The 15,792-nt window shown below is 73.8% G+C and carries 11 protein-coding genes; 8 read left to right on the forward strand and 3 right to left on the reverse strand.

Annotation, left to right across the window (positions count from 1 at the left end):
- The first annotated feature begins 298 nt into the window (after window positions 1–298).
- From ACFQ8T_RS16850 to ACFQ8T_RS16880, 7 genes are all read left to right on the forward strand, one after another.
- Window positions 299–388, forward strand: coding sequence for a potassium-transporting ATPase subunit F (locus ACFQ8T_RS16850; RefSeq protein WP_429734823.1), 90 nt, complete (start codon window positions 299–301; stop codon window positions 386–388).
- Window positions 388–2,061 (forward strand): potassium-transporting ATPase subunit KdpA, encoded by a 1,674-nt coding sequence (gene kdpA, locus ACFQ8T_RS16855; protein WP_430547634.1) that lies wholly within the window; start codon window positions 388–390, stop codon window positions 2,059–2,061. The genes ACFQ8T_RS16850 and kdpA overlap by 1 nt, the downstream gene beginning before the upstream one ends.
- Window positions 2,062–2,064: 3 nt before the next feature.
- The gene (kdpB, locus tag ACFQ8T_RS16860; RefSeq protein ID WP_430547635.1) at window positions 2,065–4,221 is read left to right on the forward strand and encodes a potassium-transporting ATPase subunit KdpB; all 2,157 of its coding nucleotides are present in this window, start codon (window positions 2,065–2,067) and stop codon (window positions 4,219–4,221) included.
- Between the two features lie 58 nt (window positions 4,222–4,279).
- Window positions 4,280–4,906, forward strand: a complete 627-nt coding sequence (gene kdpC / locus ACFQ8T_RS16865) for a K(+)-transporting ATPase subunit C (RefSeq protein ID WP_430547636.1) — start codon at window positions 4,280–4,282, stop codon at window positions 4,904–4,906.
- 2 nt (window positions 4,907–4,908) lie between these two features.
- Window positions 4,909–7,401, forward strand: coding sequence for an ATP-binding protein (locus tag ACFQ8T_RS16870; RefSeq protein ID WP_430547637.1), 2,493 nt, complete (start codon window positions 4,909–4,911; stop codon window positions 7,399–7,401).
- A complete protein-coding gene (locus ACFQ8T_RS16875) occupies window positions 7,398–8,096 on the forward strand; it encodes a response regulator (RefSeq protein ID WP_430547638.1) in 699 nt (232 codons plus the stop codon). The genes ACFQ8T_RS16870 and ACFQ8T_RS16875 overlap by 4 nt, the downstream gene beginning before the upstream one ends.
- A gap of 73 nt (window positions 8,097–8,169) precedes the next feature.
- Window positions 8,170–8,661 carry a hypothetical protein gene (locus ACFQ8T_RS16880; protein ID WP_430547639.1) on the forward strand — a complete coding sequence of 164 codons (492 nt, stop codon included), beginning with the start codon at window positions 8,170–8,172 and terminating at the stop codon, window positions 8,659–8,661.
- Between the two features lie 69 nt (window positions 8,662–8,730).
- Here the strand turns inward: ACFQ8T_RS16880 and ACFQ8T_RS16885 are convergent, their stop codons facing one another.
- On the reverse strand, window positions 8,731–10,203 hold the full coding sequence (locus ACFQ8T_RS16885) for a dicarboxylate/amino acid:cation symporter (RefSeq protein ID WP_430547640.1): 1,473 nt from the start codon (window positions 10,201–10,203) through the stop codon (window positions 8,731–8,733).
- 418 nt (window positions 10,204–10,621) lie between these two features.
- Between ACFQ8T_RS16885 and ACFQ8T_RS16890 the strand changes: the two genes are divergently transcribed.
- The gene (locus ACFQ8T_RS16890; RefSeq protein WP_430547641.1) at window positions 10,622–11,560 is read left to right on the forward strand and encodes an arginase family protein; all 939 of its coding nucleotides are present in this window, start codon (window positions 10,622–10,624) and stop codon (window positions 11,558–11,560) included.
- Window positions 11,561–11,564: 4 nt separating this feature from the next.
- Here the strand turns inward: ACFQ8T_RS16890 and ACFQ8T_RS16895 are convergent, their stop codons facing one another.
- Both ACFQ8T_RS16895 and hutI read right to left on the reverse strand, forming a co-directional pair.
- Window positions 11,565–14,378 carry a hypothetical protein gene (locus ACFQ8T_RS16895; RefSeq protein ID WP_430547642.1) on the reverse strand — a complete coding sequence of 938 codons (2,814 nt, stop codon included), beginning with the start codon at window positions 14,376–14,378 and terminating at the stop codon, window positions 11,565–11,567.
- A gap of 131 nt (window positions 14,379–14,509) precedes the next feature.
- On the reverse strand, window positions 14,510–15,790 hold the full coding sequence (hutI, locus tag ACFQ8T_RS16900) for an imidazolonepropionase (protein WP_430547643.1): 1,281 nt from the start codon (window positions 15,788–15,790) through the stop codon (window positions 14,510–14,512).
- Window positions 15,791–15,792: the final 2 nt, after the last annotated feature.

The following is a 15,792-nucleotide window of genomic DNA, read 5'->3' on the forward strand; positions in this document are numbered from 1 at the left end:
CTGGCACGGCCGACCGCCGTCACGCGCCGGCTTTTCCGAGGTGGCGGGGCCACGCCCGTAGGACTTCCGTCAGGGTGCACCCCGGCGCCGTATGGATCCCGTGAGGACGGGGTTCACGGGCTTCCGGCGGGTGTTGCATCGTCGTCGGCACCCGGGAAGGGCGCCCGGCCCGACCCTCTCCGGAGGCCGGCCGTCGGAATCGAAGTGGGGACGTGCTGGTGCTTGACGTCGTCTACGTGCTGGGCGTGATCGCCCTGTTCGCGCTGGTCGCCGGGATCGGGAAGGCGGTGGAGAAGCTGTGATCGTCGTCGAGCTCCTCGCCGCTGCGCTCGGCGTGGCCGCGCTGGTCTACCTCGTGGTGGCCCTCGTGAAGCCGGAGAAGTTCTGATGGGCTGGGTCGGGGCGGTCCTCGCGCTCGGGACCGTCGCGCTCGTCCTCGCGGTCGTCCACCGGTCGTTCGGCGACTACATGGCAGCCGTGTACACCACGCCCCGCGACTGGCGCGTCGAGCGGAGCCTGTACCGGCTGCTGGGCGTCGACCCGCGCTCCGGACAGACGTGGCAGGCGTACGCGCGCGGCGTGCTGACCTTCTCGCTCGTCGGGCTGCTGCTCGTCTACGCCCTGCAGCGCACGCAGCAGTGGCTGCCGTACTCGCTGGGGCTGCCCGCCGTCGCGCCGGACCTGTCGTTCAACACGGCCGCGTCGTTCGTGGGGAACACGAACTGGCAGTCGTACTCGCCCGAGCAGACCGTCGGTTACACGGTGCAGCTCGCCGGGCTCGCGGTGCAGAACTTCGTCTCCGCGGCGGTCGGCATGGCCGTGGCCGTGGCGCTGGTGCGCGGCTTCGCGCACCGCCGCACGGGGACGATCGGCAACTTCTGGGTCGACCTGGTCCGGGGCTCCCTGCGCATCCTGCTGCCGCTCTCGGCGGTGGGCGCGGTGGTGCTGATGATCGGCGGCGTCGTGCAGAACTTCGACGGGTTCACCGACGTCACGACCGTGGCCGGGGGCGCGCAGAGCATCCCCGGCGGGCCGGTGGCGTCGCAGGAGGCCGTCAAGCTGCTCGGCACCAACGGCGGCGGGTTCTTCAACGCGAACTCGGCCCACCCGTTCGAGAACCCGACGGCGTGGACGAACGTCGTCGAGGTGCTCCTCATGCTGGCCGTCCCGTTCTCCCTTCCCCGGACGTTCGGGCGGATGGTGGGTGACCTGCGGCAGGGGTACGCGATCCTCGCGGCGATGGGCGTGATCTTCGTGGCGTCGTTCGCCGCGCTGACGGCGCTCGAGTCCGCCGGGAACGGCACCGCCCCGCAGCTCGCGGGCGGCGCCATGGAGGGCAAGGAGGCGCGGTTCGGCATCGTCGGGACCACGCTCTTCGCGACCACCAGCACGACGACGTCGACCGGCGCCGTCAACGCGATGCACGACTCGTTCACCGCGCTGGGCGGGATGGTCCCGATGCTCAACATGATGCTCGGCGAGGTCGCGCCCGGCGGCGTCGGGTCGGGCCTCTACGGCATGCTCGTCCTCGCCGTCATCGCGGTGTTCGTCGCCGGCCTGCTGGTGGGTCGCACGCCCGAGTACCTGGGCAAGAAGATCGGACCCCGCGAGATCAAGCTCGCCAGCCTCTACATCCTCGTCACCCCGACGCTCGTGCTGGCGGGCACCGCGCTCAGCTTCGCGATCCCGGCGGTGCGCGAGAGCGTCGTGGAGACGACGATCTGGAACCCGGGTGTGCACGGCATGTCCGAGGTCCTGTACGCCTTCACGTCCGCGGCCAACAACAACGGCTCCGCCTTCGCCGGCATCACGGCGAACACCCCCTGGATGAACACGGCGCTCGGCGTCGCGATCCTGCTCGGGCGCTTCGTGCCGATCGTGCTCGTGCTCGCCCTCGCCGGGTCGCTCGCCCGGCAGGACAAGGTGCCCGCCACCGCGGGGACGCTGCCCACGCACCGCCCGCAGTTCGTCGGGCTGCTCGTCGGGGTCGTCGTCGTCCTCACCGCGCTCACCTACTTCCCCGTTCTCGCGCTGGGTCCCCTGGCGGAAGGGCTCGTGTAACTCATGACCACCCTGATCGACACCCCGTCCCCCGCTCCCTCGTCACCGCAGGCCGCCCGCACACCGGGCGGGGTCTTCACCTGGGCCCAGGTGCGGGCCGCCCTGCCGGGCGCGTTCCGCAAGCTCGACCCGCGCCAGATGTGGCGCAACCCCGTGATGTTCGTCGTGTGGGTCGGCGCCGCGCTGACCACGGTGCTCGCCGTCGTCGAGCCGTTCCTCGGCGGGCCCGTGACCTCGGGCGGCACCGTCGTCCCCGGCTCGTTCACGGCCGTGATCGCGCTGTTCCTCTGGCTCACCGTCGTGTTCGCGAACCTCGCCGAGTCGGTCGCGGAGGGCCGTGGCAGGGCCCAGGCGGACACGCTCCGCCGGACCCGCACGGCCACGGTCGCGCACCGCGTCGCCACCTACGACGACGCGGCCGACCCGGAGGCGCTGCACGCCGCGCTCGACGACGTGTCGTCGGCCGACCTGGACCTCGGCGACGTCGTCGTGGTCGCCGCCGGCGACCTCGTGCCGGGCGACGGCGAGATCGTGCGCGGCATCGCGTCCGTGGACGAGTCCGCCATCACCGGCGAGTCCGCGCCCGTGATCCGCGAGTCGGGCGGCGACCGGTCCGCCGTCACCGGCGGCACGCGTGTGCTGTCCGACCGGATCGTCGTGCGCGTCACCTCGAAGCCCGGCGAGACGTTCGTCGACCGGATGATCGCGCTCGTCGAGGGCGCCAGCCGGCAGAAGACGCCGAACGAGATCGCGCTGAGCATCCTGCTCGCGTCGCTGTCGATCGTGTTCGTGGTCGTCGCGCTCACCCTGAACCCGATCGCGTCGTACGCGGCGAGCCCGGTGAGCGTGGCGGTGCTCGTCGCGCTGCTGGTCTGCCTCATCCCGACGACGATCGGCGCTCTGCTGTCCGCCATCGGCATCGCCGGGATGGACCGCCTCGTGCAGCGCAACGTGCTCGCGATGTCCGGCCGCGCCGTCGAGGCCGCGGGCGACGTCACGACGCTGCTCCTCGACAAGACCGGCACCATCACCTACGGCAACCGGCAGGCGAGCGAGTTCCTGCCGCTGGCCGGCGTCGACGCCCGCGACCTGGTGCGCGCCGCCGCCCTCTCGTCCCTCGCGGACCCGACGCCGGAGGGCGCGTCGATCGTCACGCTCGCCGCCCGGGCCGGGGCGGACGTGGGCGACACCGCGCACGGCGAGGTCGTGCCGTTCACGGCCCAGACCCGCATGTCGGGCCTCGACGAGCCCGACGGCACGCAGATCCGCAAGGGCGCCGGCAGCGCGGTCATGGCCTGGCTGGGCGACGGCGGCACCCCCGCCGCCCCGGTCGTCGCGGAGGTCGAGGACGCCGTCGAGAGGGTGGCCCGGTCCGGCGGCACGCCGCTGGTCGTGGCGGTCCGGGCGCCGGGCGGGGCCGGGCGCGTGCTCGGCGTCGTGCACCTCAAGGACGTCGTCAAGGAGGGCATCGCGGACCGGTTCGCCGAGCTGCGCGCCATGGGCATCCGCACCGTGATGGTCACGGGCGACAACCCGCTGACCGCCGCGGCGATCGCCGCCGAGGCCGGGGTCGACGACTACCTCGCCGAGGCCACCCCGGAGGACAAGCTGGAGCTCATCCGGCGCGAGCAGGAGGGCGGCAGCCTCGTCGCGATGACCGGGGACGGCACCAACGACGCCCCCGCCCTCGCGCAGGCCGACGTGGGCGTCGCGATGAACTCGGGCACGTCGGCCGCGAAGGAGGCCGGCAACATGGTCGACCTCGACTCCGACCCCACCAAGCTCATCGACGTCGTCCGCATCGGCAAGCAGCTGCTCATCACCCGCGGCGCGCTGACGACCTTCTCGATCGCCAACGACGTCGCCAAGTACTTCGCGATCATCCCGGCGATGTTCATGGGCGTGTTCCCCGGCCTGGAAGCGCTCAACATCATGGGCCTGAGCTCACCGTCGTCCGCCGTGGTCTCGGCGATCGTGTTCAACGCGCTCGTCATCGTGCTGCTCATCCCGCTGTCCCTGCGCGGCGTGCGGTACCGGCCCATGGACGCGTCGAAGACCCTCGGGCGCAACCTCCTGGTCTTCGGCCTCGGCGGCATCGTCGCGCCGTTCGTCGGCATCTGGCTCATCGACCTCGTCGTCCGCCTCGTCCCCGGGTTCTAGCAGAACGGTGTTCTGAACAGCACAGTTCTGAGCAGAGCAGGAAGAAGGAAATACACCCATGAACGCCACCACCCGCAGCACCGGCCGGACCCTCGGGGTCGCGGTCCGGGCGATGATCGTCCTCACCCTGCTGCTCGGCGTCGGCTACACGGCGGCGATCACCGGCGTCGGGCAGCTCGTGCTGCCGGCGCAGGCCGACGGCTCGCTCGTGCGCGACGGCGACGGCACCGTCGTCGGGTCGGCCCTGATCGGCCAGGGCTTCACGGACGCGGAAGGAGCGCCCCTGCCGCAGTACTTCCAGCCGCGACCGTCGGCCGCGGGCGACGGCTGGGACGGTGCCGCGTCGTCCGGGTCGAACCTCGGCCCCGAGAACCCCGACCTCGTCGCCGCGATCGGGGAGCGGCGCGCGGCCGTGGCCGCGCTGGAGGGGGTGGACCCGGCGGACGTCCCGGCGGACGCCGTCACCGCGTCCGGGTCCGGGCTGGACCCGCACATCAGCCCCGAGTACGCCGAGCTCCAGGTCGCGCGGGTCGCCGCCGCCCGCGGCCTGTCCGACAAGGAGGTCTCGGACCTCGTCGCGAGGCACACTGAGGGTCGCGCCCTGGGGTACCTCGGGGAGCCCGTGGTCGACGTCCTGGAGCTCAACGTGGCCCTCGACGAGAGCACGGACGAGCTCGGGAGGTGAGCATGGGTCGCGGCAGGTTGCGCGTCCTCCTCGGCGCGGCGCCGGGCGTGGGGAAGACCTACGCCATGCTCGAGGAGGGCAAGCGGCTGCGCGACGACGGCAAGGACGTCGTGGTCGCGCTCGTGGAGACGCACGGGCGCGCCGCGACGGCCGCGATGTCCCGCGGGCTGGAGGTCGTGCCGCGCACGACCGTCGAGCACCGCGGCGTCGAGCTCACCGACCTGGACGTCGACGCCGTCCTGGCGCGGCGGCCCGAGGTCGCGCTGGTCGACGAGCTGGCGCACACCAACGCCCCCGGCCTGGCGCACGCGAAGCGGTGGGAGGACGTCGACGCCCTGCTCGACGCCGGCATCGACGTCCTCTCGACCGTCAACATCCAGCACATCGAGTCGCTCAACGACGTCGTCCAGAAGATCACCGGGGTGGCGCAGCAGGAGACGATCCCCGACGCCGTGCTGCGCGCCGCCGACCAGATCGAGGTCGTGGACCTCGCCCCGCAGGCGCTGCGCGACCGGCTGGCGTCCGGCGTCGTCTACCCGGCCGAACGGGTGGACGCGGCGCTGTCGAACTACTTCCGACTCGGCAACCTCACCGCGCTGCGCGAGCTCGCCCTGCTGTGGCTGGCCGACGAGGTCGACGCGGCGCTCCAGCACTACCGCACCGAGCACGGCATCGACTCCACGTGGGAGGCGCGCGAGCGCGTGGTCGTGACGCTCACCGGCGGGCCCGAGGGCGAGACGCTGCTGCGGCGCGGGGCGCGGATCGCGGCGCGGTCGGCCGGCGGCGACCTGCTCGCCGTCCACGTCACCAGCCAGGACGGCCTGCGCGGCGCGACCCCGGGCGCGCTCGCCCGGCAGCGGCTGCTCGTCGAGGAGCTCGGCGGCACCTACCACCAGGTGGTGGGCGACGACGTCCCGACGGCGCTCGTCGAGTTCGCGCGCGGCGTCAACGCGACGCAGCTCGTCATCGGCGTCTCCCGCCGCGGCCGCCTCGCCGCGGCGCTCAGCGGGCCCGGCATCGGCGCGACGGTGACGCGCGAGGCCGGCAACATCGACGTCCACATCGTCAACCACGCCGCCGCGGGCGGCCGCGCCCGCCTGCCCCGCATGGGCGGCGCCCTGTCGGCGAAGCGCCGCGTGGCGGGCTTCCTGCTCGCGATCCTCGGCGGGCCGCTGCTGACGTGGGGGCTCGTGTCGGTCCGCAGCGAGGAGTCGATCGTCTCCGACGTGCTGTCGTACCAGCTCCTGGTCGTCGTGGTGGCGCTGATCGGCGGGGCGGGGCCCGCCGTCTACGCCGCGATCCTGTCCGGGGTCACGCTCGACTTCTTCTTCGTGGAGCCGATCCACACCATCACCGTGGGCGAGCCGCTGCACGTCGTCGCCCTCGTCCTCTACGTCGTCACGGCCGTGCTCGTGAGCGTCGTCGTGGACCGCGCCGCCCGCACCACGCGCGCCGCCCACCGGGCCGCCGCCGAGTCGGAGGTGCTGGCGACGGTCGCCGGCAGCGTGCTGCGCGGGCAGGACGCCGTGCAGGCGCTGGTGAGTCGGGCGCGGGAGGCGTTCGGCCTCGCCGGGGCCCGCCTCGTCGCCGGCGGCACGGTGCTGGCCGCAGACGGCGAGGCCGACCCCGCGGGCCCGCGCACGACGATCGACGTCGGCGACCGCGCCGTCCTCGAGCTGTCCGGTGGCGACCTCGCAGCCTCCGAGCGCCGCCTCCTGAACGTCATCGCGGTCCAGCTGCAGGCCGCGCTGGAGCGCAGCGACCTGGCCGAGGTGGCGAGCGAGGTGGACCAGCTCGCCGAGTCCGACCGCGTGCGCAGCGCCCTGCTGTCCGCGCTGAGCCACGACCTGCGCCGCCCGCTGAGCTCCGCCGCCGCCGCCGTGAGCGGGCTGCGCTCCGCCCGCGGCGCACTGAGCGAGGCAGACCGCGACGAGCTGCTGGTGACGGCCGACGAGAGCCTCACCGCGCTGGCCACCCTCATCACCGACCTGCTCGACGTGAGCCGCCTGGAGGCGGGCGTCCTCGCCGTCTCGACCGCGCCCGTCGAGACCGCCGACGTCGTGCTGCCCGCGCTCGACGAGCTCGGCGTCGGCCCCGGCGAGGTGGAGCTGGACCTCGACCTCACGGCGCCGAGCGTCGTCGCCGACTCCGTGCTCCTGCAGCGCGTGCTGGTGAACCTGCTGGCCAACGCGCTGCGGCACTCGCCGGCGGGGCGGCGGGTGCGGGTCTCGACCAGCACGTTCGCCGGCACGGTCGAGATCCGGGTGGTCGACCACGGCCCCGGCATCCCCGCCGACCGGCGCGAGGACGTGTTCGTGCCCTTCCAGCGGCTCGGCGACACCGACAACACGACCGGCCTGGGGCTCGGCCTCGCGCTGTCCAAGGGGTTCGTCGAGGGCATGGGCGGCACGCTCACCCCCGAGGACACCCCCGGCGGCGGCCTCACGATGGTCGTCGCGCTCCCCGCCGACCGACCGGAGGCCACCGCGCCATGAAGATCCTCATCGCCGACGACGACCCGCAGATCCTGCGCGCCCTGCGGATCACGCTCACCGCGCAGGGGTACGAGATCGTCACGGCGACCACCGGGACGCAGGCGATCGCCCGCGCCATCGACCACCGGCCCGACGTGTTCATGATCGACCTGGGCATGCCGGAGCTGGAGGGCATCGACGTCATCCACGCCGTGCGCGGCTGGTCGGACGCGCCGATCCTCGTGGTGTCGGGTCGCACCGGCGCGGCCGACAAGGTCGAGGCGCTCGACGCCGGAGCGGACGACTACGTGACGAAGCCGTTCTCCATCGAGGAGCTGCTGGCTCGGATCCGCGCCCTCACCCGCCGCGTCGCGCACGGGGACTCCGACCCTGTGGTGCGGTTCGGCGACGTCACGGTGGACCTCTCCGCGCACAGCGTCACGCGCGCCCGCGGCGGCCAGACGGAGCACGTGCGCCTCACGCCCACCGAGTGGCAGATGCTCGAGCGGCTGGTGCGCAACCCCGGCAAGCTCGTCACCCGCCAGACGCTCCTCACCGAGATCTGGGGGTCGGAGCACGTGACCGACACCGGGTACCTGCGGCTGTACGTGGCGCAGCTGCGCAAGAAGCTCGAGCCCGACCCGGCCGCCCCGCGCTACCTCGTCACCGAGTCCGGCATGGGCTACCGCTTCGACCCGGACGGTGGGGAGTCGTGAGGATCGGGCTCGTCCCCGTATGCGTCCCGTGAGGTCCGGGTCCCGCGGGCCCGCCCCGCAGTAGACCGGAGGCATGAGCCTCACGACGCTGTTCACCACCTTGGTCCGCCCCCGCCGCCCGGCGCTCGAGGGGTGGCCGGAGCGCACCGAGCTCACCGGGGACGACGTGCTCGTGGACCGCACCAGCCTGGCCCGGCTGGCCGAGCACTACCCGACCCCGCGCGTCTACGTCCCGGTGGGCGCGGACGTCACCCGGGTCGACCGCTTCTGGGGCGACGCCGCGGTTCGGACGGTCGTCCTGGCGCGCGTGGAGGACGCCGTCCCGCGGCTCGGGGACGACGTGCGGCAGGCCTGGCTCGACGCCGACCTCGGCGGGTGCGCCGTCCTGCTCGACCGGGCGCGGCTCGTGGGCCGGGCGTCCGCGGAGCCTCGGCGCCCGTTCACCGTGCACCCGGCCCCGGGCCGTGGCGGGCCGGTCGTGCTCCTGCCGCGCGACCTCCGCCGCGGCGACGTCCTCGCCGTCCCCTGCGCCGGGCTGGTCGACGCCGCCGACCTCGCCCGGTAGCCGGTCCCGGGACGCGCCGGAGGCCCGGTGGGTCCTCCCCACCGGGCCTCCGTCACGTGCTGCGGACCGTCAGGCCTTCGCGCCGGCGCCCACCGGCTCGCGGCCGGCGTCGTCCTGCGCGGGCTCGGCCTGGGCGGCGTCGTCCTGCACGCCGTCCTGCGAGGCCTCGTCCTCGTCGAACAGGTGCTCCGACGACGCGGCGCGGTACTGCTCGAGGTCGAGGATGCCCTCGCGCTTGGCGACGATGGTCGGGACCAGCGTCTGCCCGGCGACGTTCACCGCGGTGCGGCCCATGTCGAGGATCGGGTCGACGGCGAGGAGCAGGCCCACGCCCGCCAGCGGCAGGCCCAGCGTGGACAGCGTGAGGGTCAGCATCACCATCGCGCCGGTGAGGCCCGCGGTGGCGGCGGAGCCCACCACGGACACGAAGGCGATGAGCAGGTAGTCGGTCAGCGACAGGTCGATGCCGAAGATCTGCGCCACGAAGATCGCGGAGATCGCCGGGTAGATCGAGGCGCAACCGTCCATCTTCGTCGTCGAGCCCAGCGGCACCGCGAACGACGCGTACTCGCTCGGCACGCCGAGGTTCCGCTCGGTGACGCGCTGCGTGACGGGCATCGTGCCCACCGACGAGCGGGAGACGAACGCGAGCTGGATCGCCGGCCACGCGCCCTTGAACCAGGCGATGACGCCGAGGCCGTTGGCCTTGAGCAGCACCGGGTAGACGACGAACAGGACCAGCGCGAGGCCCACGTAGATCGCGACGGAGAACGAGGCGAGCGAGCGCAGCGACTCCCAGCCGTACGTGGCGACGGCGTTGCCGATGAGGCCCATCGTGCCCAGCGGCGCGAGGCGGATGATCCACCACAGCACCTTCTGCACGATGGCGAGCGCGGACTTGTTGAACGCGAGGAACGGGTCGGCCTTGGCGCCCGACTTCAGCGCGGCGATGCCGATGACCAGCGCGACGACGAGGATCTGCAGCACGTTGAAGCTGATGCCGGTCTCGGCGCTCAGCGCGCCGTCGGCCCCTGCCTCGACCGACGTCTTCGCACCCAGGCCGAGCACGTTGGTCGGGATGAGGCCGTTGAGGAAGTCGAGCCACGTGCCGGTGCTGGACGGCTCGGCCGCCTCCGCCGTGGTGAGCGTCGTGTTGTGGCCCGGCTGGAACACGAGGCCCAGCCCGATGCCGATCGCCACGGAGATCGCGGCGGTGATGGCGAACCAGAGCAGCGTCTGTCCGGCCAGGCGGGCCGCGTTGGTGACGGAGCGCAGGTTCGCGATCGACGCGACGATGGCCGTGAAGATCAGCGGCGGCACGATCGCCTTGAGCAGGGTGACGAACGACGAGCCGATGGTGTCGAGCGTCGTGGTCAGGCCGTTGGGCGTCTCGCCGTCGGCCTGCGGGCCGAGGGCCAGCGCGAGCCAGCCGAGCAGCACGCCCAGCGCGAGGCCCAGCAGGATCTGGACCGAGAACGACGGGAAGCGCAGGCCCTTGCGTTCGCGCGGCTGCGCGCCGGGGACCTTGGTTGCGGAAGACACAGGTGAACCTTTCGCCGAGGTGCCGCGGGCAGCACCGGGACAGCAGAGGGTGGGCGCACGGCGCCCGGGGGAGTGCGGGGACGAGCGGGAGACCTCGCGCGGGCCGGTCAGCGGCGGCGCGGGCTCCGGCCGTCGACGGCGTCGTCGACGGTGGGCCGGTGGGTCAGCGACACAGCGCGCTGGCGACGCGACGGAAGTCGACGTCGAGGCGCGCGATGAGGGGGTGCCTCACAGGAACGCTGACGGCCACGGGAACTCCATGCTCGGTGGGGGATCGGGGATCAGCCGGTCGAATGATCGACGTGATCGAACGTAGGTATCGAACCCACGAATGCCAGACCCTAGCAGCGGGATACCACGATGCCCAGGGGGTCCCCCGGGTGTGTGAGGCACCTCATGGGAGTCGTACGGTCGGCAGGTGACCTCCGCTCCCCTGCCCCACGACCCGCTCTGGCCCCGCGCGGGCGGCTGGCCTGCGCCGACGGGCTCGCGCACCGACCTGGCCCTGCTCGGCGTCCCCACCTGGCGCACGTCGCTGTCGACGACGGGCGCGCACGCGACGCCCGCCGCCGTGCGCGACGCGCTGCGCCGGTACAGCCCCGCGCTGATCCGTGGCGCCGATGGCGCGCCCGTCGACCTGGGCGAGCTGGCCGTCGTCGACCACGGCGACGTCGACGAGCCGGACGGGCCGGACGGCGAGGCCCGCGCGCGAGCCGCGGTGGGGGCGGCGCTGGCGGGGGCGCGTGCCGTCGTCGCCCTGGGCGGGGACAACGCGCTCACGGTCCCGGTGGCCCTCGGCGCCTGGGGGGACGACGTCGCGACCGCCGGCCTGGTCACCTTCGACGCGCACTACGACCTGCGCGACGGCGTCTCCAACGGCTCGCCCGTGCGGCGGCTGATCGAGGCCGGCCTGGACCCCGCACGCGTCGTGCAGGTCGGCATCGCGGACTTCGCCAACTCCGCGGCCTACGCCCGCCGGGCCCGCGACCTGGGCATCACGGTCGTGACGCTCGACGACCTGCGCGCCCGCGGGAACGGCCCCGCCGGATGGGCCGACGTCGTCCGCGAGGCGCTCGAGGTCGCGGGCGCCGCGGGCGGGCCCGTGCACCTGGACGTCGACGTGGACGTCTGCGACCGCTCCGTCGCCCCCGGCTGCCCCGCGTCCGTGCCGGGCGGGCTGGCGGCCTGGGAGCTGCGCACGCTGGTCCGCGCCGCCGCCACCGACCCGCGCGTCCGCTCCGTCGACCTCGCCGAGGTGGACGCGACCGCCGACGCCCCCGACGGCCGCACCGTCCGCCTCGCCGCCCTCTGCGTGCTGGAGGTCCTGGCGGGGGTGGCAACGCGCCCTGCGAGGTAGCGGGTCAGCGGATGGTCGTCGTGCGGGCGCTCGCCACCGACTTCGTCGCGTAGCCGGGCCGCGAACCGACCACCGTGACCGTCAGATGCTTCCCGCGTGCACGCGCCGGCACGACGAACCGCGCGCTCTCCCGCGTCGCGATCTTCGCGCCGTCCGCCTTCCACACGTACCTCACGGACGACGGCGCCACCGGTGTCCAGGTTCCACGCCTCGCGGTCAGCGTCGCCCCGACCTTCCGGACGCCGGTGATCGTCGGCCGAGGCGTCGTGAACGTCCCCGGCGCGATCACCGCGGTGCGCGCGCTCGTGACGGACCTTGTCGAGTAGCCCGGACGCGACCCGGTCACGGTGACCGTCAGCCGCCTGCCCTTCGCCGACGCCGGCACCTCGAACGTGCGCGACGACCGCGTCGCGATCTTCACGCCGTCCGCCTTCCACACGTACGTCACCGACGACGGCTCCGGCGACCAGGTTCCCCGCTGCACCGTCAGGGTCTTGCCGACCTTCCGCGTGCCCGAGACCGTGGGTTGTGGCGTCGTGAACGTGCCGGGGGCGACCGCGGCGGTCCGGGCGCTCGTCGTCGACGTCGTCTCGTAGTGCTCACGGGCGCCCACCACCGTCACCGTGATCCTCTTGCCCTTGGCGGACGCCGGCACGGTGAAGGTCTTCGACGTCGCACCGGGGACGGCGGTGCCGTCCACCTTCCAGGTGTAGCGGAAGCTCGTCGGCGCGGGCGACCACGTGGCCCGGACGGCGGTCAGCGTCGAGCCGACCTTCGTCGTTCCGGAGATGCCCGGCACGGCCGCGGTGAACCGAGCGGGCTGGACGGTGACCGTGCGCTCCAGGCGCGACGGGAGGAAGCCAGAGCCGCCGGGATACTCCACGACCATGGGGTAGATGCCGGGAAGCAGCTCCTCCTCGCTGCCGATCCAGAGTCGGCCGTGACCGTTGTCGTCGAGCTGGGCACCGAACCCGAACGGCATCCCGTCGTGGCGAACACGGGCGGTCCCCACAGGGACGAGGGAGTCGGAGCGCACGTCGACCTCCACCGTGTCGGGCATCTGGCCATAGCGCCACGATGACGACAGGTCGCTCTCCACCCGGGTGGGAGCTGGTGGGAGGACCACGATGCCTCCGGTCCACGCGGCGGAGTCGACCTCGCCCCAGCCCTCGTAGTCGAGATGGGCCGTGTAGGAGCCCGGTTCGAGCTGGAGCTCGCGCATGCAGGTCTCGGCCGAGGCGCCCGACCCGGGCGGGCCGCTCATCTCGTGGACCGTCGCCGAATCACCGTCCACGGTGACGGTGGCCTGGCCGTACCCCGGCCACCAGAGGGGCGATCCGTCCTCCGTGGCGATCGAGAGGCACAGGGTGTCCTCGGAGCCCTGGCGCCAGGTCGCCGGGCCCGAGGTCGTGAGCGCGACCGGGCTGGGTTCGGCGAAGTCCAGCGAGGTCGCGGCAGTGGTCGTGGCATAGGGCGATCCGGAGAACGTCACCGTCAGGGCGTGGGACCCGACCTGTGCGTGCTGCTCAGCCCGGAAGGCCAGCTCAGCAGACCCGGACCAGAGAGGAAGCGGCTCGAGCGTCACGACCTGACCCTCGGGGCCGTTGGCCTCGACCGCCGCCTGACCGGCGACCGGGGTCCCGTCCTCGAGCGTGGCGGTCACGTCGAGCCGGACGACGTCCGTGACCCGCAACGGACGGTCCGGGACCTGCACCGGCCGCGCGGACACCTTGACGGAGATCGGATCGCCGACGGCGATCGCCCAGTGCTGGCCGTGGCCGTGATGTCCACCGACGGCCGAGTAGACATCGCGTCCCTCGGGGACCACAGGCGGGGCGGCGGCCTTGCCACGGAGACCCCAGCTCAGGATGGACCCGTCGTCGAGCGTCGCGGCACCCGCCCCCTCGGACATCGCGGCGAGGGACACGACCGACCGGCCGGGGGGAGCGGCAGCGACCTGAGCTCCGCCCGAGGACAGCACGCGGCCGTCCGCCGTGGCCGCGATCACCTCCTCCTGTCCGATGTCGATGCCGACGAACCGTGTACCCGCCGGCGGTTCGACCACCGTGCCGATGGCGGCCCCCTCCCACCCGGCCCGGCAGAGCACGTACGCCCCGTCGCTACGGAGCGCGGCCCAGCTGTCGGGCATCGGCCGTGCCGTGACAGCCGTGTAGCGCAGCCCGGCACCCGGGTCGCGCGCCTCGGAGCACGACTCGCCCGGTTCCGAGGCGGGGTCGAGGGTTCCGTCCGACCGCAGGGCGAGGTCACCTGCGATCGCGGTGTACGTCAGGCCCTCAGGGGGCGACTTCACGGGCTCGCCCGATGCGCCCACCACGACGCCGTCCGACCTGAGGATCCTGGCCTCGCCGTTCCCGTTCACCGACACGGCGGTGAACGTGGCGCCCTCGGCCGGCGCCAGGTGCCTGCTGTGTCCGCCGGAGACGTCGTAGGGGTACGAGTCGACCTGCCCGTCGCTCCGCAGGACCAGGACCTCGTGCTCGTCGGTGGCGAGCCCGACGGCGTACACCCCGTCCGGGAGCGCCCGTGGCGAGCTGCCGTCGAGGGGACCGCCCTGGTCGCCCCAGGCGACGACCTGCCCGCCGTGGGGGCTCGGCGTCCCCTCCTGCACGAACACGCTGTCGAGAAGGGGGGCGTCCGTCGCCTCGGTCGCCGTCGCACTCGACGAACCCGGCAGCGTGCGGGCGGGCAGGGCTCCGGCCGTCGTCGTGGCCAGCCCGAGCACGAGCCCGGTCGCCACGAGCGACGCGCACGCCCGCCGGGCCGAGGGGAGGAACCGCCACAGTGCTGAGGTCGACATCGAGCGCTCCAGCCGAAGGCGCACATGGTCCATGCGCGGGAGAACAAGGCGGCGCGACCATATCGGACACTCGGCACCATTCCGGCCTCGAGTGGGCACTACGCCCCAATTTCACCCGGGTGGTCTGGGGTTCACGGCCGAGGAGCCCGACCGTCCTTCCAGAGGGCGTGCACCAGCGGGACGCCGGGGCGGTAGGCGAGGTGCGTGCGGCTCGGCGCGTCGAGGACGACGACGTCGGCGCGGGCGCCGGGCGCGAGGTGCCCGACGTCGTCGCGACGCAGCGCACGAGCGCCGCCCGCCGTCGCGGCCCAGACGGCCTCGGCGACGGTCATGCCCATCTCCCGCACGGCGAGCGCCACCATGAGCGGCATGGAGCTCGTGTACGACGAGCCGGGGTTGCAGTCGCTGGCCAGCGCGACGACGGCGCCCGCGTCGAGCAGGCGGCGCGCGTCGGGGTACGGCTGGCGGGTGGAGAACTCGACGCCGGGCAGCAGCGTCGCCACCGTGCCGTGCGCCTCGCCGGAGCTCGCCGGGGAGGCCGCCCACGACGCCGCGAGCGCCGCGACGTCATCGTCGGACAGGTAGGTGCAGTGGTCGACGGCGGCGGCGCCGAGGTCGACGGCGAGGCGCACGCCCTCGCCCGGCCCGAGCTGGTTCGCGTGCACGCGCACGCCCAGCCCGGCGGCAGCGCCGGCCTCCAGCACCCGGCGCGACTGCTCGGGCGTGAACGCCCCGGTCTCGCAGAACACGTCGACCCAGCGGGCGTGCGGCGCGCAGGCGGCGAGCATGTCGCCGACGACGAGGTCGACGTAGCCGTCCGGGTCGCCGGAGTGCTCGGGCGGCACGACGTGCGCGCCGAGGAACGTCACCTCGTCGGTGACCTCCCGGGCAAGGCGCACGGCCCGCTCCTCGTCGGCGACGCTCAGCCCGTACCCGCTCTTGGTCTCGAGGGTCGTCGTGCCCTGCGCGAGCGCCTGGTCGACGTGCCGGCGCAGCACCGCCCGCAGCGCGTCGTCCGACGCCGCGCGCGTGGCGGCGACCGTGGTGCGGATCCCGCCCGCGGCGTACGGGCGCCCGGCCATGCGTGCCTCGAACTCCGCCGACCGGTCCCCGGCGAACACCAGGTGGCTGTGCGAGTCCACGAAGCCGGGGATCACCGCGCGGCCCTCGACCCCGACGACGCGGTCCGGCGCGCGCCCCAGCGCCGCCTCGACGCCCTCGGCGCACGCGCTCTCGGGGCCCGCCCAGGCGACGCGCCCGCCGTCGAGCAGCAGCGCGGCGTCCCGGATCACGCCCGTCGGGTCGTCGACCGGGTCGACGCCCACGGCGTCCGGGGCGTTCGTCGTGAGCTCGCCGATCCCCAGGATCAGCGTGGCCGGGTGCGAACCGCCCGGGTGCTCCACCTCGCGCATGC

This window comes from Isoptericola sp. NPDC056618, assembly GCF_042792715.1.
Lineage (GTDB): Bacteria > Actinomycetota > Actinomycetes > Actinomycetales > Cellulomonadaceae > Isoptericola > Isoptericola nanjingensis.